General features: G+C 51.3%; 18 protein-coding genes. 17 read left to right on the top strand and 1 reads right to left on the bottom strand.

Annotated features, from left to right (window positions below; genetic code table 11):
* Positions 1-90 precede the first annotated feature (90 nt).
* The 17 genes from BM021_RS02700 (at position 91) to BM021_RS02615 (ending at position 20,248) form a co-directional block, all read left to right on the top strand.
* Entirely contained in the window at positions 91-1,851 is a 1,761-nt protein-coding gene (locus BM021_RS02700; protein ID WP_090718599.1) for an NAD(P)H-dependent oxidoreductase subunit E, read from the top strand.
* A gap of 5 nt (positions 1,852-1,856) precedes the next feature.
* Positions 1,857-2,591 carry a 2Fe-2S iron-sulfur cluster-binding protein gene (locus BM021_RS02695; RefSeq protein ID WP_090718596.1) on the top strand — a complete coding sequence of 245 codons (735 nt, stop codon included), beginning with the start codon at positions 1,857-1,859 and terminating at the stop codon, positions 2,589-2,591.
* Positions 2,588-3,145: an NADH-quinone oxidoreductase subunit B family protein gene (locus BM021_RS02690; RefSeq protein WP_218147802.1), complete on the top strand. Its 558-nt coding sequence runs from the start codon at positions 2,588-2,590 to the stop codon at positions 3,143-3,145. The genes BM021_RS02695 and BM021_RS02690 overlap by 4 nt, the downstream gene beginning before the upstream one ends.
* Before the next feature lie 6 nt (positions 3,146-3,151).
* A complete protein-coding gene (locus BM021_RS02685; RefSeq protein WP_090718594.1) occupies positions 3,152-4,636 on the top strand; it encodes a Ni/Fe hydrogenase subunit alpha in 1,485 nt (494 codons plus the stop codon).
* Positions 4,637-4,650: 14 nt separating this feature from the next.
* On the top strand, positions 4,651-5,094 hold the full coding sequence (locus tag BM021_RS02680) for a hydrogenase maturation protease (protein WP_090718592.1): 444 nt from the start codon (positions 4,651-4,653) through the stop codon (positions 5,092-5,094).
* A 17-nt stretch (positions 5,095-5,111) separates the two neighbouring features.
* Positions 5,112-5,453, top strand: a complete 342-nt coding sequence (gene hypA, locus BM021_RS02675; RefSeq protein ID WP_090718646.1) for a hydrogenase maturation nickel metallochaperone HypA — start codon at positions 5,112-5,114, stop codon at positions 5,451-5,453.
* Between the two features lie 10 nt (positions 5,454-5,463).
* Positions 5,464-6,375, top strand: coding sequence for a hydrogenase nickel incorporation protein HypB (gene hypB / locus BM021_RS02670; protein ID WP_090718590.1), 912 nt, complete (start codon positions 5,464-5,466; stop codon positions 6,373-6,375).
* Positions 6,323-7,537, top strand: coding sequence for a Kae1-like domain-containing protein (locus BM021_RS02665; protein ID WP_177186281.1), 1,215 nt, complete (start codon positions 6,323-6,325; stop codon positions 7,535-7,537). Before hypB ends, BM021_RS02665 begins: the two co-directional genes overlap by 53 nt.
* Positions 7,538-8,462: 925 nt before the next feature.
* Positions 8,463-10,772, top strand: coding sequence for a DUF8189 domain-containing protein (locus BM021_RS02655; protein WP_218147801.1), 2,310 nt, complete (start codon positions 8,463-8,465; stop codon positions 10,770-10,772).
* Positions 10,773-10,798: 26 nt separating this feature from the next.
* Positions 10,799-11,110 carry a hypothetical protein gene (locus tag BM021_RS02650; RefSeq protein ID WP_090718584.1) on the top strand — a complete coding sequence of 104 codons (312 nt, stop codon included), beginning with the start codon at positions 10,799-10,801 and terminating at the stop codon, positions 11,108-11,110.
* A gap of 23 nt (positions 11,111-11,133) precedes the next feature.
* Entirely contained in the window at positions 11,134-13,419 is a 2,286-nt protein-coding gene (locus tag BM021_RS02645) for a DUF8189 domain-containing protein (RefSeq protein WP_090718582.1), read from the top strand.
* A gap of 764 nt (positions 13,420-14,183) precedes the next feature.
* Entirely contained in the window at positions 14,184-14,420 is a 237-nt protein-coding gene (locus BM021_RS02640; protein ID WP_090718580.1) for a HypC/HybG/HupF family hydrogenase formation chaperone, read from the top strand.
* Between the two features lie 7 nt (positions 14,421-14,427).
* Positions 14,428-15,573 (top strand): hydrogenase formation protein HypD, encoded by a 1,146-nt coding sequence (gene hypD, locus BM021_RS02635; protein WP_090718641.1) that lies wholly within the window; start codon positions 14,428-14,430, stop codon positions 15,571-15,573.
* Positions 15,573-16,631, top strand: a complete 1,059-nt coding sequence (gene hypE / locus BM021_RS02630; protein WP_090718577.1) for a hydrogenase expression/formation protein HypE — start codon at positions 15,573-15,575, stop codon at positions 16,629-16,631. Before hypD ends, hypE begins: the two co-directional genes overlap by 1 nt.
* Before the next feature lie 53 nt (positions 16,632-16,684).
* Positions 16,685-18,340, top strand: coding sequence for a hydrogenase maturation protein (locus tag BM021_RS02625; RefSeq protein ID WP_256207739.1), 1,656 nt, complete (start codon positions 16,685-16,687; stop codon positions 18,338-18,340).
* Positions 18,341-18,574: 234 nt separating this feature from the next.
* Positions 18,575-19,522 (top strand): hypothetical protein, encoded by a 948-nt coding sequence (locus BM021_RS02620; RefSeq protein WP_143074281.1) that lies wholly within the window; start codon positions 18,575-18,577, stop codon positions 19,520-19,522.
* A gap of 177 nt (positions 19,523-19,699) precedes the next feature.
* Positions 19,700-20,248, top strand: coding sequence for a FecR domain-containing protein (locus BM021_RS02615; RefSeq protein ID WP_090718567.1), 549 nt, complete (start codon positions 19,700-19,702; stop codon positions 20,246-20,248).
* A 267-nt stretch (positions 20,249-20,515) separates the two neighbouring features.
* Here BM021_RS02615 and BM021_RS02610 read toward each other — a convergent pair.
* Positions 20,516-21,417, bottom strand: a 902-nt coding sequence (locus BM021_RS02610; RefSeq protein ID WP_256207738.1) for a methyl-accepting chemotaxis protein, incomplete at its 5' end; no start/stop codon positions are given.

The following is a 21,417-nucleotide window of genomic DNA, read 5'->3' as shown; positions in this document are numbered from 1 at the left end:
AGTAATAGGCAAGGACTTCCGCATCAGATCGACCCGGTTAAGACATACCATTTCTATTACTTTGATTTTAATTTCGTTATACTGCTTGTTATGGCCAACCCATATCCGCACAAATATCCTGATTCAAGATCCGGGCATTTATTGCACCGGCTGTATGCGCTGCAGGAGCAATTCCTGCATATTTCGCCCGAGTCGGTACAGCAGGTTGCCGCCGAATTCAATGTGCCCGTCAGCCAGGTGGCTTCCGTTGTTGAATTTTATTCCTTTTTTTACACCCAACCGCGTGGGCGTTTCCATATCCTGTTCAGTAATTGCACCAGTTGCGGTTATCTGCTGCAGGAGCAAAACCTGATGCTGATGCTGTGCCAGCAATTGCAAGTCACGCTAGGTAAAACGCGCCAGGACGGATTGATCAGTATTGATGAAACTTCCTGCATCGGCATGTGCGACCACGGCGCATCCTTGCTGGTCAATGGCGTTCCGATCACCGGTTTGAATCCGGACAGGATTGCCCAGATTGCACGCCGGATTGCGACTGAAACGCCAGTAGCTGATTGGCCGACGGAATGGTTTGCAGTGCATGATACCGTGCATCAGCGCAACTTGCTGCTAGCAGAACAGTTCGTGTCCGGCAGCGCGCTACAAAGAGCATTCGATCAGGGTGCTGAGTCGACATTGACCGCAATCCTGCAATCCGGATTGCGCGGCCGTGGTGGTGCCGGATTTGACACCGGCAAGAAATGGCAATTCTGCCGCGAGGCGCCCGGCGAAACACGTTATGTCGTTTGCAATGCCGATGAAGGCGAGCCCGGCACTTTCAAGGATCGCTTGTTGCTGCATGACCACGCTGATGCGCTGTTTGAGGGGATGGCCGTATGCGCCTTTATCATCGGCGCAGAGAAAGGATTTGTCTATCTGCGCGGCGAGTACCGCTATTTGCTTCCGCATTTGCACGCGGCGCTCAAGGGGCGCCGGAAACAAGGATTATTGGAACAGCATATTCTGGGACATGCCCATTTTCACTTCGATATCGAAATTGTCGTCGGCGCTGGCGCTTATATTTGCGGTGAAGAATCGGCGCTCATCGAATCGCTCGAAGGCAAACCCGGCATTCCGCGCATCCGCCCGCCTTTTCCGGTCACGCACGGCTATTTGAATCAACCTACGGTCGTCAATAATGTCGAAACTTTGATTGCCGCAGCGCATATTACCGTGCATGGCAGCGCCTGGTTTAAATCCGTCGGCACGGAAAAATCATCTGGCAGTAAAATCCTCAGCGTCAGCGGCGATTGTCAATTACCCGGGATTTATGAATATCCTTTTGGCGTCACAATCCAACAGGTTCTGGACGACTGCGGCGCACAGAATGCCCGGGCGGTGCAAATTGGCGGACCCGCCGGAAGATTGATCGGTGCAGCGGATTTTCATCATGCTATCAGCTTTGAAGATGTATCCACTGGTGGATCGTTTCTGGTATTCGGACAGCAGCGTGATCTGCTGGCTATCCACTGCAATTTTGCCCATTTTTTTGCGCATGAAAGCTGCGGTTTCTGCGTCCCTTGCCGCGTCGGTACCCAGTTGCTTAAATGCCATGTGGATAAGATCGCCAATGGCCGGGGCACTGCACAGGATATCGCGGAAATGAAACAAATCGGCCAGTTGATTGAGCGTCATTCACACTGCGGTCTGGGGCATACGGCGGCCAATCATGTGCTGGATGGCTTGCAGCACTTCCCGCAGACGTTTACCGCAAATCTGCAACAACACTTCACCGCACGCTTTGATCTGGACCAGGCGCTGGAAGATGCCCGGCAAATCACCCAGCGTGACGCGGCGGCGCATCTGGATTAACTGTCATGCAGGCGAGCCAAAACACGATCACGATCGACGGCCGGGAAATTCCGTTCACGGCTGGGCAAACCATCATGGATGCCGCGCTCGCTGCAGAAGTCTATATTCCGCACCTGTGCCATTATCCCGGACTGCCACCAAGCGGTAATTGCCGTTTGTGTGTAGTGGAAATCGGCAACCGCAGCGCCGCTGCCTGCATCACGCAGGCTGCCGCCGGTCAGGAAATCCGCAACAACACCTCGGAATTAAACGCAGCGCGCAAGGCCCTCACGCAAATGCTGTTTGTCGAAGGCAATCATATCTGCCCGTCGTGTGAAAAAACCGGCAATTGCAAACTGCAGGCGATGGGCTATTATCTGGGCATGCTGGAGGATCATTTTCCCTATTTCTACCAGCGCCGCGAGACTGACGCCTCGCATCCCGATATCCTGCTCGATCGCAGCCGCTGCATATTGTGCGATTTATGTGTGCGCGCCAGCCGCGAAGTGGATGGGAAAAACGTGTTTGCCATCGCAGGCCGCGGTACGGAAGCGCATCTGATCGTCAATTCCCCGACTGGAAAACTGGCCGACAGCACGATGGAAACCACCGACCTGGCGGCGACTATCTGTCCGGTCGGCGCGATTCTGATCAAGGAGCAAGGCTATCGGGTGCCGATCGGGCAACGCATCTATGACCAGCACACCATCCGTGACATCGGCTTGCAGGAACATGCCACCAAGAAACAGGAAGAAAAATGACGACTGAGCGAGAAATTAACCCCAGAATCAGAATCGCCACCACGTCATTAGCCGGTTGTTTCGGTTGTCACATGTCTTTTCTCGACATGGACGAGCGCCTGGCAGGCTTGCTCGAACAGGTCGAATTTAACCGCTCGCCGTTTACCGACATCAAACACTGTGGTCCGTGCCATATCGGCCTGATTGAAGGGGGCGTGTGCAATGCGGAGAACGTGCAGGTATTGCGCGAATTTCGCGCCAACTGCGCCATCCTGATCGCGGTGGGAGCCTGCGCGATCAATGGCAACGTTCCTGCACTGCGCAATTATTTCGATTTGCAGGACTGTTTGCAGGAAGTGTATCTCACCGGAATTGGCGTCACGAATCCGCAAATTCCCAATGATAGTGAGCTGCCTTTGCTGCTCGATAAGGTGTATCCGGTCAGCGAGGTGGTGCACATCGATTATTTCCTGCCCGGCTGCCCGCCTTCCGCGGATGAATTCCTGCAGATACTGGAGCCGTTACTGGCCGGGCAAAAGCCGGTACTTTCCCAATCCCGGTTGCATTACGATTAACAAATTATGGAACCTGATAATAATCCGCTACCCCCCGCTACCCGGCGCATCGCCATTGACCCGGTTACCCGCATTGAGGGGCACGGCAAAATCACTCTGCTGCTGGATGCAGACAATCATATCCAGGAAGCGCGTCTGCATATTGTCGAGTTTCGCGGTTTTGAAAAGTTTATCCAGGGCCGCCCTTACTGGGACGTGCCATTTATTGTGCAACGGCTATGCGGTATTTGTCCGGTCAGCCATCAATTGGCGGCAGGCAAGGCAGTGGATCAACTGGCCGGTGTGCGGCAACTCCCGCCGGCTGCTACCAAACTGCGCCGCTTGCTGCACTTTGGCCAGATTCTGCAATCGCATGCACTGCATTTTTTCCACTTATCTTCGCCGGATTTCCTGTTCGGCTTCGGCAGCGATCCGGCACAGCGCAATATCGCGGGAGTTCTAAAACAATATCCTGAGATTGCATTGAAAGGCGTCAAACTGCGCAAGTATGGCCAGCAGATCATTGCCGCGATTACCGGCAAGCGCATTCACGGCACCGGTGCGATACCGGGCGGCATGAACAAGCCGCTGACAGTTCTTGAGCGCGCTTCGTTGCTGGCCGATATCAGCGATGTCCTGCAATGGAGCCTGGAAGCACTCGCGCTGAACGAAGAAATCCATACTGTGCATCCGGAACATCGTGATTTCGCCACTGTGCCCAGCAATTATCTCAGTATGACGGGAGCAAACGGCGAACTGGAGTTCTATCACGGTGGATTGCGCGCGCGCCACGCCGATGGCACTCACATTTTTGACCAGTTTGATTACTGTGGTTATCAGCAGATTCTGCGGGAAGAAGTGCGCCCGTGGAGTTATATGAAGTTCCCCTACCTGTCGGCATTGGGGACTAAACACGGCTGGTACCGCGTCGGCCCACTGGCGCGCATCAATAATTGCGATGCGATTTCAACACCGCTGGCAGAAGCGGCACGCCAGCGCTTCAAGGCATTTGGTCAGGATGGATTGGTGCATGATACGCTTGCTTATCACTGGGCACGCATGATTGAAGCATTGCACTGTGCGGAATCGATTCATAAACTGTTGCAGGACCCGGAAATTACCAGCACGCAATTAGTGGCTGAAAAAGGCGAGTTGCAGCCAGAAGGGATCGGCGTGATCGAGGCGCCGCGCGGCACCTTGTTTCATCACTATCAGATTAACGAAGAAGGATTAATCACGAGAGCGAATTTGATTGTCTCAACCACCAGCAATAATCAGGCGATGAATGAATCTGTCCGTTCGGTTGCCGACCAATATCTGGATGGGCAGGAAATTACTGAAGCCTTGCTAAATCGTTTGGAAGTCGCAGTGCGCGCCTACGATCCCTGCCTTTCGTGCGCGACGCATGCGTTGGGTAAGATGCCCTTACAGGTCGCATTACAGGATGCAAATGGCACAGTGATCGATCAGTTAACCAGAGGGATAAACAATGAAATTTACCGTTACCAGTGAACCAGCATTAACTCATGCCCAAATTACTGTTATTCGGCTACGGCAATCCCGGACGCGGGGATGATGCGCTGGGCCCGCTGTTAACCGAACGGGTAAATGCGCTGAAACTGGCGCATGTGACATGCCTCGTTGACATGCAACTACTGATTGAGCATGCTATCGATCTCACGGGATATGATCAGATCCTGTTTGTGGATGCCGATATGTCATGCAGCGAGCCATTCGAATTTTCAGCAGTCAATGCTGAAAAAGACGAGAGTTATACCAGCCATGCGCTCACACCGGCCGCATTGCTGTTTATCTATCAGCAGATATACCGGCATGCTGCACCACCGGTTTTTTTATTGCGTATTCGCGGCTACCGTTTTGAGCTGGGTGATGCCTTGAGTCGGCAAGCCAATAAAAATCTGCAAGCGGCAGTCCGGCAGATACAACAATGGTGTTTACAGCATCAATGATAAACAGTGAAAAACCGATGCACGAACTGTCATTAGCCGAAAATATAGTGCAGCTCATCGAAGATACCGCGCTCAAACAATCCTTCGCGCAGGTCACAACCGTCTGGCTGGAAATTGGGCAACTGGCTTGTGTGGAACAGGAATCGTTGCGTTTCTATTTCGATGTAGTGGCACAAGACAGCATCGCCCGGCAGGCTAGACTGGAAATCATCGAAATAGCAGGGCAAGCTTTGTGCAAACAATGCAATCAGGATATTTTGATCGCTACTTATCATGACGCTTGCCCGCACTGTGGCAGTTACGCCCTGCAAGTCACCCAGGGCGACGGGATGCGAATCAAGGAACTGGAAGTGAAATAAAGAGGAGCTTATGTGTACAACCTGTGGATGTGGCAATAGCCAAACCTACATGAATGGCAAAGCAATGCCATCGCATCGTCATTTGGATAAGCCATTGCGCTATCGTCCGCTGGCACAGCCTATACACGGCCATACGCCGATATCTGTTGCTGCTGATCATCCATCCCGAACCATTCATCCCGGAACAGGCATTGCAGGTACACATGCAGCGGGGATAAGCCAAGCAAGAATAGTCAAAATTGAACGCGACATTCTGGCGAAAAATAACCAGTATGCCGCTCAAAATCGCCGGTATTTATCGAAACATGGCATCTTCGCGCTTAATCTGGTTTCCAGCCCGGGTTCCGGCAAGACAACGCTGCTGGTCAAAACCATCCAGATGCTGCGCGACAAATTTCCGATCGCGGTGATTGAAGGCGACCAGCAAACCGATCGTGATGCGGCGCGTATCCGTGCAACCGGCGTTCCGGTGATCCAAATCAATACCGGTAAGGGTTGCCATCTGGATGCGCACATGGTGGGTCGTGCCATGCAGCAATTGCCGCTGCAGCATGACAGCCTGCTGCTCATCGAAAATGTCGGCAATCTGGTGTGTCCCTCGAGCTTTGACCTGGGCGAAGCGCATAAAGTGGTTATCCTGTCCGTCACCGAAGGGGAAGACAAGCCGCTCAAGTATCCCGATATGTTCCTTGCTTCGAGTCTGATGCTGCTGAATAAATGCGACCTGCTGCCATACCTGACCTTTGATATCGATCTGGCGCTTGAATATGCGCACCGTATCCATCCCGAACTGCCCGTAATCCAGGTTTCTGCCACGCAAGGCAGCGGCATGCCGGCATGGGTAGACTGGATTGCTGCAGGATGCCGCTGTGCCACGGCTGCAAAACCGCATTTGCAAGCAACGGACCCATCGCTTGACTAAATCGGACCCTACCCTCATTCCACTGGCGATCAGCGGGCCTGCTGTTCTGGCTTGTGGTGCCTGGTTAAAAAATACAATCTGCCTGACTCAGGGAAACCAGGCGTATGTTTCACCGCTCATCGGCGATCTAGCAACCGCGGAGGCGCGGCATCGACTGGACGAAACCGTACAGCGAATGTGCCAGGATCATCCGCTGCCGCCCGCAATGATCGTGCATGACTTGCATCCGGATTTCTACAGCACACAATTTGCCCAGGCCTTTGCTGAACAGCAGCAGATTCCAGCGCTGGCGGTGCAGCATCATCACGCCCACATTGCCGCAATCTGTGCCGAACACGGGCTGACTCAAGCTGTATTAGGATTGGCGCTGGATGGCGTTGGATTGGGAACGGACAACACGCCTTGGGGCGGTGAATTACTGCTGGTCGATGGCGCCCGCTTCCAGCGGCTGGGTCATCTGATCACCCTGGCTCTGCCGGGTGGCGACCGCGCCGCGCAGGAACCTTGGCGCATGGCTGCGGCAGCTTTGACAAAACTCGATCGCGGCGATGAAATTATGCAGCGTTTTGTCCGTCAACCGGCTGCCGAAGCTGTTGCAATCATGTTGCAGAGAAATTTGAATTGTCCGCAAACTTCCAGCATGGGAAGATTATTCGATGCAGCGGCTGGCCTTTTGGACGTTAATTGGGTTCAATCCCATGAAGCGCAGGCAGCCGTGCAATTGCAACAACTGGCCGAACAACACGGTCCGGTAGCCGCGCTGGCTGAAGGCTATCGAATCACTGACACCAATGAGCTGGATTTCTCGCCTTTACTCTGCGCACTGATCGACTGCCATGACGGAAATGATGACACTTCCTATGCTGCTGCCCTGTTCCACGCGACTTTAAGCGCGGGATTGGCTGCCTGGGTGGAAAAAGCCGCCCGCCAGTACAACATTAACCATCTAGCATTAGGTGGCGGATGTTTTCATAATACCTTGTTGCGACAGGACTTAACCAAGCAGCTGACTGCACGATCCTTACAAATCATCAGCGCCCGGCAAATAGCACCGGATGATAGCGCCATCGCCCTGGGTCAGGCATGGGTGGCACTGCACAGCTTAAAGGCGGGATTCCCCTGTCCAGACCATTCAACCTATTTTCCTCAGTTGAACCTATAAAAACGAGCGTAAACGTAGTACTGTAAAGATTCTACAGTTGGATGAAGGAGTCATCAACGGATGAAAAGGATTTTATGAAAAAAGAGTGGCAAAAGTAGTAAACAGTGCTGTGCAGGAGGTGGAGCAAGCTGCACAGGAGTTGTTCTTGTTTACCGCAAGGGTCTTGACTTTATTCTAGCAAATGCGCCTCAGTTGCCAAAAGTGAAGCGATGGACTACCTTGGTACGCTACATGTCAACAAAATCATCGCTACCAGGCCAGAAAATCCTCCAGTTTTCGATTCACCACCCTCCATTTGGCTTCCAGTTCTGGTTAAAAGAGGAATCTAGGTTGAACCCTTTGGTCTGAAAAGACGCGCCTATCAAATTATTCCTGTTATCCTGGAATCCAGCGCGATCGCCAGCATTCTTGATCATCTCGACTTGCCTGTTCTGGTACCACCTAGATCGCCTGTACAAATCCGTGATCTTTCCGAGCTTGCCTGGATCCAAACCTATGTATGTCTTTTCAATTCTCTTCCTGACTGAGCTGGACATTCCTCTTGAGTGTCTTCCATCTCAAAAGCAAAAATGCCTCTAATTCTGGATTTTTAACGCTACTTAAATAAAAAAGAGTTTTTTCATTGATCAGCAGCAATCTATAAAATTGTTCTTGACAATATTTAATTTTAATATCACAGTTTTATAGAAAATTCAAAATAGACATAAATATCTTTAGCGCTATAAACCAATCTTCCCTGAGTAAAAATGGGACAAAAATATTACGTCCTAAGTGTGAATTTGGAGGTTTATTATATGGCAGACACTCTGATTGCAAGCAGCGTTATTTCCCTTCCACTTGTGCATAATAGCTTTTGGCCCCAAAGGCTTAGATAACATCGACAATCAGAATACTTTTATTTATCTATACAAGGAGGACGCTTACTATGGCTATAAAAAATCTTTCCAAACAAAAAAAAGATTGCGGTCGCAAAGAAGACTACAGTATGCCGGGTTCAGCCAAAACCATGGAAATAGGCAATGAACAGTCGGAGGAAGCTCACACCATGCCAGGAGAAAATATGAGCAATGAAGATATCAGCGGAATGCCAAGCGGTGGCATGGGCAGCGGTAACATGAGCGGTGATAAGGGAAACGAACTCAGTAGCGGCATGCCTGGAGGCAACATGAGTGGTGACAAAAGTAGCATGGAAGGCGATAAGGGAGACGAAGCCAGCAGCGGTATGCCTGGAGGCAATATGAGTGGTGACGGAGATGGAGGAGGTGATGATGGAGGTGGAACGCCACGTTCGAGAAGCTGTGCCACGATGGATGTGCACAGACAATTACTGTCCCGATATCCATTCTATGCGCGAGCCAGGGATGAAATCGAGAATTTGGCGTATCAATATGCAATAAACCCTGAAGTGGTTCAGCGTCCTGGTGTAACTCGCATTCCCATAGTTGTTCACGTTGTATGGAATACTCCCCAACAAAACATCTCCGATACACAAATCAATAGTCAGATCGATGTTCTCAACCGCGATTTCCGCCGCACCAATCCAGACGTGAACAATACACCAGCGCCGTTTCTGCCGTTGACTGCGGATGCGAGGATTGAATTCTTCCTTGCCAATGTAGATCCTAACGGTGCTCCATCCACAGGAATTGACCGTAGACAAACAACGGTTACTTCTTTCAGTCATGATGATGCTGTGAAATCCCAATCGACTGGCGGAGCGGATGCTTGGCCGGCCGACCGCTATTTAAATATATGGGTTTGCCAGCTGGGAGGTGGGTTACTAGGTTATGCTCAGTTTCCTGGCGGTCCTGTAACAACTGATGGCGTAGTGATCCTGCATTCAGCATTTGGAACTACTGGAACTGCCTCGCCGCCGTTTCATCTTGGACGCACGGCAACCCATGAAATCGGCCATTGGCTGAATCTCAACCATATTTGGGGAGATGACGGAACGGGATGTTCTGGCACGGATAATGTTGCTGATACGCCTAATCAGGCTGGAAGCAATACTGGTACCCCGATCTTTCCTCATGTCTCATGCAACAACGGACCTAATGGCGACATGTTCATGAACTACATGGACTACGTGGATGATCCTGCAATGCTCATGTTTACAGCTGGTCAAGTGACACGTATGCAAGCTTGCCTTGATGGGCCACGAAGTCTGATTGGTATAGAGGCGGGTGCTCCGCGGCAGAGTTCTTCGCCAGTTGTGGCCTGGGGAGCGAATCGGCTCGACGTATTCGTATTGGGCAGCGATCGCGCGCTCTATCACAAGTGGTGGAATGGCTCGGCCTGGGGCCCTTCAGTCACCGGTTACGAAGCCATGGGCGGCGTCTGCACAAGTTCGCCGCAGGTGGTAGCCTGGGGACCGAACCGTCTCGACGTTTTTGTGATCGGCACGGATAGCGCGCTGTACCACAAATGGTGGAACGGCTCGGCCTGGGGGCCTTCTGTGACGGGTTACGAAGCCATGGGTGGTGTCTGTCTCGGCGATCCGCGGGTTGTATCGTGGGGGCCAAACCGGCTTGACGTATTCGTTATCGGCACCGACCGGGCACTCTATCACAAGTGGTGGAATGGCTCGGCCTGGGGCCCTTCAGTCACGGGTTATGAGCGCATGGGTGGAGTGTGTATCGGTCAGCCCGAAGTGGTGGCTTGGGGACCGAACCGGCTTGACGTGTTCGTCATCGGCACCGACCGGGCACTCTATCACAAATGGTGGGATGGCTCGGCGTGGGGGCCGTCACTTACCGGTTACGAACGGCTGGGTGGAGTGTGTATGTCCGCACCGAGGGCCGTGGCTTGGGAGGCGAACCGATTGGATGTTTTTGTGGTGGGTACTGACGGAGCTTTATATCACAAATGGTGGGATGGCTCGGCCTGGGGGCCGTCGCTTAACGGTTTCGAGCGTATGGGCGGCATCTGTGTCGGTCAACCCGAAGTAGTGGCCTGGGGTCCAAATCGACTGGATGTATTTGTGATTGGAACCGATAGTGCGCTCTATCACAAGTGGTGGAACGGCTCGGCCTGGGGGCCGTCGCTTACCGGCTATGAAGCTATGGGTGGTATTTGCACTTCCATGCCACGTGTGACTGCGTGGGGACCGAACCGACTGGATGTATTTGTGACCGGCACGGATAGCGCCCTGTACCACAAATGGTGGAACGGCTCGGCCTGGGGCCCTTCAGTCACCGGTTACGAAGCCATGGGTGGGGTAATATCCTCGTTTTGAACTTTAAAATTTAAGTGGAAAAGACAATGAACCAAGCTTCGATTCAAGGTAGCTGGACACATTCATTCGAGGAAGATCAGGGAGACGTTCAGGTTTATCGCCCGACACATTCATTCGCGTTTCCACCTGCGCGGGGACGCGATACACTAGAGTTCGGTGAAGGAGGTGAGCTGATCAAGCAAGTACCGGGACCGGATGACCGCCCACGCAGTCTGAGAGGTAACTGGACAGCACTTGGCATGAACCGCTTCCGTTTGGAGGGGACAATGGATGCCCCCGGTCAAGTTATCGAAGTTGTGGAGCAAACAACGTCCGTTCTCAAAATTCGCAAAATCTGAAGTAATGCGAAAGGCAGACAGACATGATTGAGTTTACCGTAATCCAAGCTGCATCCGATCAACTCGCACGGACTCATGCCGCGCGTCATCCTGATATAAAATGGTGCCGTTTTAACAATGAAATAGTGTATTGGGCAACGCCCGGCGTCGATAGCTCATTACCCAGGGAGCTGCGTCTGCTCGGTGGACCACCGCAGGCAGCGCAAGGCGATCTTTATCTTATCGTGCAGGTTGGTAATGCCTTCCTGTCCCACTTTCCATACGCACGCGTTGCCATCAATAAAGGACGTTATCTCGCTGTCGATCTAACAGCGGAAGAAGTAGAGCATATGAGGCAAGAATCTGCCTGTTTCGGCTTTTGCCTTCTTCCCGAAAACGGGATCGCGTTCGAGACGAAGGATCGAACTCAACGCCAGCAGATTCCTGAAATCGCAGCACTCGTAGCATTAGTGTCTCAGGCGCGATTACGAGATACTCTGACCAAACTCACCGACTTTCGCACGCGCCATTCTCTGACGGCTGAGTTTTCGGCCGCTGCTGATTGGATGAAGGTTGAACTGGAAGCAATCGGTTTTGCTGTGTCTAAACGCAAAATTTCTGTCGGAACAGGTGACAGTTTTAATGTCATCGCTGATAAGGCCGGTATGGGCGCTAATCGCCGATTGGTTATTGTAACGGCACACCTTGATTCAGTAAATACAGTAGGTGGTTCCACTGCAACCGCGCCAGGTGCTGACGATAACGGTAGCGGTACAGCAGGCATCTTAGAGCTTGGCAACATCTTGGCTGCTCAGCCTGCCGAGCACGATCTTCGCCTCATCTTGTTCGGGGGCGAAGAGCAGGGTTTACATGGCAGTCAGCAATATGTTGCATCTATGGACCAAGGTGATCGCAACCGCCTGGACAGTGTAATTAATATGGATATGATCGCGACACTCAATACATCAGCGTTAACGGTGCTGCTAGAGGGAGCGGCCGTATCTCAGGCCTTGATAGACGATCTCAGTGATGCAGCGCATGACTATACTTTACTCACGGTGCAGACTTCGCTTAATCCTTTTGCAAGCGACCACGTTCCATTCATTAATGCCTCGCTGCCCGCCCTGCTGACTATTGAGGGTGCAGATTCAGCCAATCCCAACGTCCATACAGTGAACGATACTATTGATCATATTCACTACGGGCTTGTTTCTGAAATCCTCAAGATGAACTTAGCGGTTATCGCGCAGCGATTAGAAATCAGCGCAACTGCAGCTCCGCGGCAGAGTTCTTCGCCAGTTGTGGCCTGGGGAGCGAATCGGCTCGACGTATTCGTATTGGGCAGCGATCGCGCGCTCTATCACAAGTGGTGGAATGGCTCGGCCTGGGGCCCTTCAGTCACCGGTTACGAAGCCATGGGCAGCGTCTGCACAAGTTCGCCGCAGGTGGTAGCCTGGGGACCGAACCGTCTCGACGTTTTTGTGATCGGCACGGATAGCGCGCTGTACCACAAATGGTGGAACGGCTCGGCCTGGGGGCCTTCTGTGACGGGTTACGAAGCCATGGGTGGTGTCTGTCTCGGCGATCCGCGGGTTGTATCGTGGGGGCCAAACCGGCTTGACGTATTCGTTATCGGCACCGACCGGGCACTCTATCACAAGTGGTGGAATGGCTCGGCCTGGGGCCCTTCAGTCACGGGTTATGAGCGCATGGGTGGAGTGTGTATCGGTCAGCCCGAAGTGGTGGCTTGGGGACCGAACCGGCTTGACGTGTTCGTCATCGGCACCGACCGGGCACTCTATCACAAATGGTGGGATGGCTCGGCGTGGGGGCCGTCACTTACCGGTTACGAACGGCTGGGTGGAGTGTGTATGTCCGCACCGAGGGCCGTGGCTTGGGAGGCGAACCGATTGGATGTTTTTGTGGTGGGTACTGACGGAGCTTTATATCACAAATGGTGGGATGGCTCGGCCTGGGGGCCGTCGCTTAACGGTTTCGAGCGTATGGGCGGCATCTGTGTCGGTCAACCCGAAGTAGTGGCCTGGGGTCCAAATCGACTGGATGTATTTGTGATTGGAACCGATAGTGCGCTCTATCACAAGTGGTGGAACGGCTCGGCCTGGGGGCCGTCGCTTACCGGCTATGAAGCTATGGGTGGTATTTGCACTTCCATGCCACGTGTGACTGCGTGGGGACCGAACCGACTGGATGTATTTGTGACCGGCACGGATAGCGCCCTGTACCACAAATGGTGGAACGGCTCGGCCTGGGGCCCTTCAGTCACCGGTTACGAAGCTATGGGTGGGGGGAACGCGGTTCTAATAATGTAATTGCAGTAGTGATCTCAGTAGAGATACGGATACGCGCAAGCGGCGGCAGCTCCTGCCATTGATCACATTCGGGTATGATGATTTCACCGTACTCCGTAGCATACTCTCTGACATGGACCAATAGTCGCAATTAAAGCGACATTCTTTCAGGGGCTTAACGCTTCTAGATTCTTCAGGTTAAGCCACAAAATGGTTCTCTTATCGAGGCAATAAGATTCTTACAAGCACACTTATCAGAGATTAATTCGGGTATTGAAGTTAAAAGGTCTGACTGATCTACTCAGTCATATTCATCCTAACTTGGAGGGGAAGCATGTCGAAAAAATTGGTAGTGTAAATTTTCTTGTGTCTGAGGCGGACATGTAAGATCTGATTTTGACAAAAAATCGCGTTATAAAGACGCAAAGGGTTCTGCATGCTCGTAAAGAGAGCTTATCAAGAATTTTTAACTAAAATAATCATCAAGTTAGATAGAGAACAAAGGCTGGATATATAAGCGATACCGCTCCAGGTATTTTAAAGTCTAATGGAATCTGAACGCAAAGTATTCTTAAAGGAATCACAGAATAATAAAGGCAATGGTTTTTATAATCGTTTTATCAACCACCTGCAAGGTCGCAAGGTCGTTTTAAAAATCACAATATTGCACAGGAAACAACCTAGTGTAATGGTGTAATGGGGCTAAAAAAGAATTATAGCTTCATAATTAAGAAAATGAATAGTTATGTCATAATCTTAGCATCTGAAAATTCACATAAATACCCATGTGCCTTGCCATTCCTGCCTGTGTTGAGCAACTGACCGCCGAAAATCATGCGATTGTAAACCTTGGCGGTATCCGCAAGGAGGTTTCGCTGGCATTGGTTGAGGATATTGCACCCGGAGATTATGTCATCGTGCATGTTGGTTTTGCGCTACAAAAGCTGGATCCGCTTGAAGCGGAACATACACTGGCAATGTTTGCTGAAATGTCCACCTCCTCCAATGACGATTCACACTAAAGCTGGCATGAAATATATCGACGAGTTTCGTGATGGCAATCTGGCAGGAAAAATCGCCGCCAATATCGCAGCTGAAGCTGATCCCCGTCGCCATTACCATTTTATGGAATTCTGTGGTGGACACACGCACGCCATTTCACGCCATGGCATCGTTGACCTGCTTCCCGGTAATGTGCATATGATCCATGGCCCCGGCTGTCCAGTATGCATATTGCCGGTCGGCCGTGTCGAGAATGCCATTCAATTGGCGCAAACCCCCGGTCTGATACTGTGCAGTTATGGCGATATGTTACGCATACCCGCCGCAAACGGTATGAGTCTGTTAAAAGCAAAGGCACAGGCGGATATCCGGATGATCTATTCTGCTGCGGATGCAGTAACCATTGCACAAAAAAATCCGCAACATCAAGTAGTGTTTCTTGCCATTGGCTTCGAAACCACTACACCGCCCACCGCTGTAGCCATCAAACAAGCCCAGCAACTGAGGTTGGACAATTTCACGGTATTTTGCAACCATGTATTAACTCCCTCAGCCATTTCCCATATTCTACAATCGCCGGAAGTGCGCCAGCTTGGCGTGGTTCCGTTGGATGGCTTTGTCGGTCCAGCGCATGTTTCAACTGTGATCGGCAGTCAGCCTTATGAATATTTTGCCGAAGAATTCCAGAAACCGGTGGTCATAGCAGGTTTTGAGCCGCTGGATGTCATGCAGGCCATATTGATGCTGATACGCCAGGCCAATGAAGGCCGCGCCGAAGTTGAAAATGAATTCACCCGCGCGGTACTGCCCGCAGGCAATATCAAGGCGCAACGGCTGGTGGCGGAAGTCTTTGAATTGCGCCGCACATTTGAATGGCGCGGCCTGGGATGGGTACCTTACAGCGCACTGAAAATTAAATCATCCTATGCCGATTTTGATGCCGAACGACGCTTCCGGATTCCGGCCATATCGATCGCAGATAACAAGGCTTGCGAATGCGGCGCCATTTTGCGTGGTGTTAAACAGCCACAGGACTGCAAGATTTTTGGCACCGTCTGCACACCGGAAAATCCCATCGGTTCTTGTATGGTATCGTCAGAAGGCGCCTGCGCCGCTTATTACAGTTATGGCCGTTTCCGGGAAAAAAATCCTATCATGACGCGGGAAAACTGATGACTGGTTCAGGCAAAGTCAAACCAGGCTACAGCCGTTCACTCGACCTGAAAAAAGGTTGCGTTGAGATGGTGCACGGCAGTGGCGGACGTGCGATGGCGCAGTTAATCGAGCAACTGTTTGTTGCTGCATTCGATAACGAATTCTTGCGCCAAATGAATGATCAGGCCTGTTTCCAGAGTTTTAACGGACGCATGGTCATGTCAACCGACAGCCACGTCATCACGCCATTATTTTTTCCAGGTGGAGATATTGGTAGTCTATCGGTTCATGGCACTATCAATGATGTCGTCATGTCCGGTGCAAAACCGTGCTATCTGGCGGGCAGCTTCATTCTGGAAGAAGGTTTTCCACTTTCCGATCTGAAGCGCATCGTGGATTCCATGGCACAGGCTGCGCAAGCAGCCCAGGTGCCGATTGTGACCGGTGATACGAAAGTGGTGGAAAAAGGCAGCGGTGACGGCGTGTTTATTACTACCACCGGCCTCGGCGTGGTGCCGGAAGGAATCCACATCGCCAGCAACAATGCACGGCCGGGCGACAAAATATTGGTGTCCGGCACCTTGGGGGATCACGGCATTGCCATCCTGGCATTGCGCGAGAATCTGTCTTTTCATACCAGCATCGAGTCCGATACCGCTGCATTGCATGATCTGGTAGCCTGCATGATTGCTGCTGTTCCAGACATCCATGTGCTGCGTGATCCAACACGCGGCGGCCTGGCCGCTGCACTTAATGAAATCGCGCTGCAATCATTCGTTGGCATGATGTTGTATGAAAATGAGTTGCCCATTCATGAACCGGTTAATGCAGCCTGCGAGTTTTTAGGTTTGGATCCCTTGTATATCGCCAATGAAGGTAAACTCATAGCAATCTGCACGCCAGATGATGCCGAAAAATTGCTGCCTGCCATGCAGGCACATCCCCTGGGACAAAATGCCGCCATTATTGGCGAGGTCATCGAAGACACACATTGTTTCGTGCAGATGCAAACTCGTTTTGGCGGTAAGCGAGTCGTCGACTGGCTCAGTGGTGAACAACTTCCGCGTATCTGTTAAAGCTATTGAAGATTCTGTTTCTTACCCACAGTTTCAACAGCCTGGCACAACGCTTGTTTATCGAGTTGACCCGGCTCGGGCATGAGCTCTCCATCGAATTCGATATCAACGACGCCGTAACCCAGCAAGCAGTCGACCTGTTTCAACCCGATCTGGTGATTGCCCCGTTTCTGAAGCGCGCCATTCCGGAGGCGATCTGGCGCGAACGGGTATGCCTGGTTGTTCACCCCGGTATCATCGGCGATCGCGGCCCTTCCGCGTTGGACTGGGCGATCATGCATAACCGGCACGAATGGGGGGTTACGGTATTACAAGCCGATGCGGAAATGGATGCAGGCGATATCTGGGCATTCGAAATGTTCCCAATGCGGTTCGCCAGAAAAAGCAGCCTGTACCGCCATGAAGTCGTTGAAGCCGTAACCCATGCCGTGCTGACGGCCGTGATGCGCTTCCAATCTGGCATCTACAAACCGGTTCCTTTGGATTATTCGCGCCCGGAGGTACAAGGCCGGCTGCATACTCCCATCCGGCAAATCGACCGCAGCATTGATTGGCAGCAAGACGATACGTTTACCGTTTTACGAAAAATCCATGCTGCCGATGGGTTTCCCGGTGTCCAGGATATCCTGTTTGACGAACCCTATTATCTGTTTGATGCCTGCATGGAGAAAGATTTAAACGGCAAGCCAGGAACCATTCTGGCAAAGCGTCACAATGCTATCTGCCGTGCCACAACGGATGGTGCAATCTGGATTGGTCACTTGAAACATAAAAGTAATATCGAGCCAACTTTCAAGCTGGCTGCTACACGAGCACTGAAAGATCATCTTGCCGATGTGCCGGAAATACCCTCTGATCCTTTCTCTGCAAGACCCGTCGCTACTTATCGCGACATCTGGTTTGAGCAGAAAAATGATGTGGGGTACCTGCACTTTACCTTTTATAACGGCGCCATGGATACCGGACAATGCGAGCGTCTGCGGGAAGCCTATCTTCAGGCCGCGCGCAGTCCTGTCCGGGTCATCGTGCTGATGGGTGGACCCGATTTCTGGAGTAACGGCATTCATCTCCGTCACATCGAACATGCCGCCAGCCCTGCTGATGAATCCTGGCGCAACATCAACGCGATGAATGATCTGGCGCATGACATTATCACCACAGACCGGCAATTGACGATTGCTGCGCTACAAGGCAACGCCGGCGCCGGGGGTGTTTTTTTGTCGCTGGCTGCCGATTATGTTTTCGCCCGCACCAGCGTCATTCTAAACCCACATTATAAAAACATGGGCAACTTGTATGGCTCGGAATACTGGACTTACCTGCTGCCCAGACGCATCGGTGAATCCCAAGTGAAATCCGTGACGCAGAACCGCCTGCCCATCGGCGCACAGGAAGCGCGTGACATTGGCTTGATCAATGGTTGCTTTGCCATGAACCATGCCGATTTCAACAAAAAGATAGCGCACATCGCTGAAACCATCGCAATTCACCCGGATTTTCCCGCGTTGCTGCAACAAAAATTGCAGCAACGCCAATCAGACGAACAGCGAAAACCCCTGCAAAGCTACCGCGACGAAGAACTCCGCCACATGCAACTCAATTTCTACGGCTTCGACCCCAGCTATCATGTCGCACGCTACCATTTCGTCAACAGAATTCCCCATGGTTGGACGCCTCTTTATCTTGCCCGGCATCGGCGTCTGCGGTAGTGCCAATAACCCGGGTCTGAGAGAAACCAGTAAAATTATTTATCGTACTGTTTAAATGGATAAAATCAGGGTACATTGACCAACTCGGATCAGATCGTACCGCTACCGAATTGACTGAATATCCGACTTTACATATATTTCATCTTTGGTAAGTAAATAAAAAGCGTTTTATTTATACCGTCACGATGATCTGGTTTTTCCGGCTAATCCCGTCATACGAAGGAGACTCGGTCCATGCACCCCCCACTCATACCTTCCTCTTCGGGGCTAAAAAATTATTGTTGCCTAATGTATGCCGCCAGCCTTTTGATCATCCTGCCGGGTGGTCAAGCACTGGCGCAGGTTGTTATACAGGATACTGAATTTCTTCATTCTAATCGCCCTGAAGCATGGGCAATGAATTATGTCACCTCTATCACACTCCTCTCCGGACTCAGCGTACCACGCAGCAGGGTCCCTGGTTCGATCGAGGTTGGCGCCGAATTGGACTGGATCCCTCAGCTCAGCGCCTCACAACAGCGCATTGCTTTCAATGGCACGCATGAAGTCGATGTGACCAAAGCACCTATTTTTGCCCGGCCGCGTATCACCCTCGGACTTCCGTGGCGATTTGCCTTGACCTTGTCTTATGTGCCGCCCATCCGTGTTTTTGGGGTCAAACCCAATCTCTTCGCGTTCGCTCTGGAACGCCCCTTGTTTGAACGTGACCCCTGGACGATCGGCATGCGAATGTACGGACAGATCGGTGATGTAGAAGGCGCGATTACTTGCCCCAGTGACGTTGTCAAATTCCCGCCGGGTTCTTCAGAGAACTTTTTTGGTTGCGAGAAAAAGTCTGCGGATAGGTTGAGCCAACACTCTGCAGGACTCGAACTCAGCGGATCATACCGCATCGAACGATTAAGAGGGTTAACACCTTATATTGCCGTAGCGGGAAATTTCCTTGACACACGAGTTCAAGTCAATGCCTTGACGTTTGGCATTCTCGATCGTAACCGCCTGGAAGCTGAAACCTGGACGTTCTCAACCAGCGCCGGTATCGCTTATCCCATGACTAACAGACTCATGCTGAGCGTGGGAATGTTCTACAGCCCGCTGTGGGTGACACGCCCTCCCGCCGCTACCAGTCAGAATGACGGCCTTCTCAATGTGCGCGCGCTTGTCACGTACCAATTGAAGTAGGCGCAAGCGATCATGTTGGCTCATCATTCACGGATTCTTATTCATCAAAATCACAGATTAATCATTTTAAGATCATAAACCACAAGGGTTTGTCAAGTATTAACCGCGAACTCCGGTTCAAAAAATTATTGTTGTTGGTATATAATTTGGGCTTTCATTCCTCATTTGCTAAATCACATGCAAAAACCGGAGCCACCCGTAATAACACCGTATACCTTTGTTTTCAGTTGGCAGCGTTTTTTGGTGCATTGTTCAATCATGGGCTTTTGTGTGTTGCTCGGCCTGATGACGTGGTATTTTGGTAAACCGCATAGCATCCGATTTTATGAAACAAAATCGGAAAAACCCCTTACTGCTACGATAGCACCCAATATCGATATGGCATTGGACATTCACAGTTCTATTGCCGTGAAAGATGATAAACCGCTGCAAGTCGAGTTATTCAAAGGAAATGTTTATTTTGATGTCAAAGAAAATGCTGCCAGCAAACTCGAGGTAAAGGTAGGTAAAGCGCTCATCAAGGATATCGGTACCCGTTTCAGTATCCAAATGCACAAGGATGGCAATAACCATATCGCAGTCGCAGATGGCTACATTAAGATCTATGTTGCATCGGGAGTCTATCAAATCAGTGCGCTTGAGCAAGCTGATTTCGATGACGTCGGGATCAGCAAACATAGTCTCACTACTGAACGCGATATCGCACCTTGGCGCTCTGCTCAATAAGCATGGAATTGAAGCAACTCTTAAAAGATTAGGATTCTTCTTTATCGTACTGGCTATATAAGAAATTGAAATGACTTGAACAGAGCAATTGAAAGGAGGGCATGAGGGTATGAGGTTATTAAGCTTGTTCAATCCGATACTTCTGTAAGTATAGCCCTATGGTGCATATTTACAGACAAATTTACAATCCCCTGGTCTGACCAGGAGATCGCTTTAATATTACAGTTTTAAGCGGAACTGCTGTCCGCCTGGATGTGAATGGTAATTTTAGAACTCTTCCCAATCATCACTACCACCGCCTGCAGCCACCTTACGAGGCTGAGCAGGAATCGATGCGGTATCGATATTTGAATTTACGGTAACTTTCTTAATTGCAGGTCCTCGATTTGGTAGCTTGGCAACAGAAGATGGCCGATTACTTCTTCTAACCGGTGTGGCCACGGCATAACTGTTGCTACTAGACAATTTGAACACCATTACCGCTTGCGTGAGTGCACGTGCCTGATCCTGCATCGATTCAGCCGCTGCCGCAGCCTCTTCCACTAACGCTGCATTTTGTTGAGTGACTTCATCCATCTGCGTCACAGCCTGGTTCACTTGTTCTATGCCTGAGCTTTGTTCCTGTGAAGCCGCAGAGATTTCACTCATGATATCGGTCACACGTTTCACAGCACTGACAATCTCATCCATCGTCGCGCCGGCTTCGTCCACCAGCCGCGTACCATCTTCCACCTTGCTGACAGAGTCGCTGATCAGTTCCTTGATTTCTTTCGCCGCTGCTGCAGAACGCTGTGCCAGTGTGCGCACTTCTGTCGCCACTACTGCAAAACCACGACCCTGTTCACCCGCGCGTGCAGCTTCCACCGCGGCATTCAGCGCCAGAATATTGGTCTGAAAGGCAATACCGTCAATGACACTGATGATATCGACAATCTTCTTCGAACTTTCGTTAATCGAGCTCATGGTCTGCACGACCTGGCCAACCACTGCACCACCTCTTACCGCAACTTCCGATGCGCCGGCTGCCAGTTGGTTCGCCTGGCGGGCATTATCTGCATTTTGTTTGACGGTGGATGTCAGCTCTTCCATGCTTGATGCTGTTTCTTCGAGGCTGGAAGCCTGCTCTTCTGTGCGCTGGCTGAGATCTGAATTACCTGATGCGATTTCGC

The organism is Nitrosomonas sp. Nm166 (assembly GCF_900112825.1).
Taxonomy (GTDB): Bacteria; Pseudomonadota; Gammaproteobacteria; order Burkholderiales; family Nitrosomonadaceae; genus Nitrosomonas.
The sequence above is the reverse complement of the archived record's forward strand: the minus strand, read 5'-3'. Positions and strand labels throughout refer to the sequence as shown.

Coding starts and splice junctions, on each gene's coding strand:
- hypA (WP_090718646.1), top strand. CDS start 5,112: ATGCACGAACTGTCATTAGCCGAAAATATAGTGCAGCTCATCGAAGAT.
- BM021_RS02690 (WP_218147802.1), top strand. CDS start 2,588: ATGACGACTGAGCGAGAAATTAACCCCAGAATCAGAATCGCCACCACG.
- BM021_RS02685 (WP_090718594.1), top strand. CDS start 3,152: ATGGAACCTGATAATAATCCGCTACCCCCCGCTACCCGGCGCATCGCC.
- BM021_RS02655 (WP_218147801.1), top strand. CDS start 8,463: ATGGCTATAAAAAATCTTTCCAAACAAAAAAAAGATTGCGGTCGCAAA.
- BM021_RS02645 (WP_090718582.1), top strand. CDS start 11,134: ATGATTGAGTTTACCGTAATCCAAGCTGCATCCGATCAACTCGCACGG.
- hypB (WP_090718590.1), top strand. CDS start 5,464: ATGTGTACAACCTGTGGATGTGGCAATAGCCAAACCTACATGAATGGC.
- BM021_RS02615 (WP_090718567.1), top strand. CDS start 19,700: ATGCAAAAACCGGAGCCACCCGTAATAACACCGTATACCTTTGTTTTC.
- BM021_RS02620 (WP_143074281.1), top strand. CDS start 18,575: ATGCACCCCCCACTCATACCTTCCTCTTCGGGGCTAAAAAATTATTGT.
- BM021_RS02700 (WP_090718599.1), top strand. CDS start 91: ATGGCCAACCCATATCCGCACAAATATCCTGATTCAAGATCCGGGCAT.
- BM021_RS02650 (WP_090718584.1), top strand. CDS start 10,799: ATGAACCAAGCTTCGATTCAAGGTAGCTGGACACATTCATTCGAGGAA.
- BM021_RS02680 (WP_090718592.1), top strand. CDS start 4,651: ATGCCCAAATTACTGTTATTCGGCTACGGCAATCCCGGACGCGGGGAT.
- hypD (WP_090718641.1), top strand. CDS start 14,428: ATGAAATATATCGACGAGTTTCGTGATGGCAATCTGGCAGGAAAAATC.
- hypE (WP_090718577.1), top strand. CDS start 15,573: ATGACTGGTTCAGGCAAAGTCAAACCAGGCTACAGCCGTTCACTCGAC.
- BM021_RS02640 (WP_090718580.1), top strand. CDS start 14,184: ATGTGCCTTGCCATTCCTGCCTGTGTTGAGCAACTGACCGCCGAAAAT.
- BM021_RS02695 (WP_090718596.1), top strand. CDS start 1,857: ATGCAGGCGAGCCAAAACACGATCACGATCGACGGCCGGGAAATTCCG.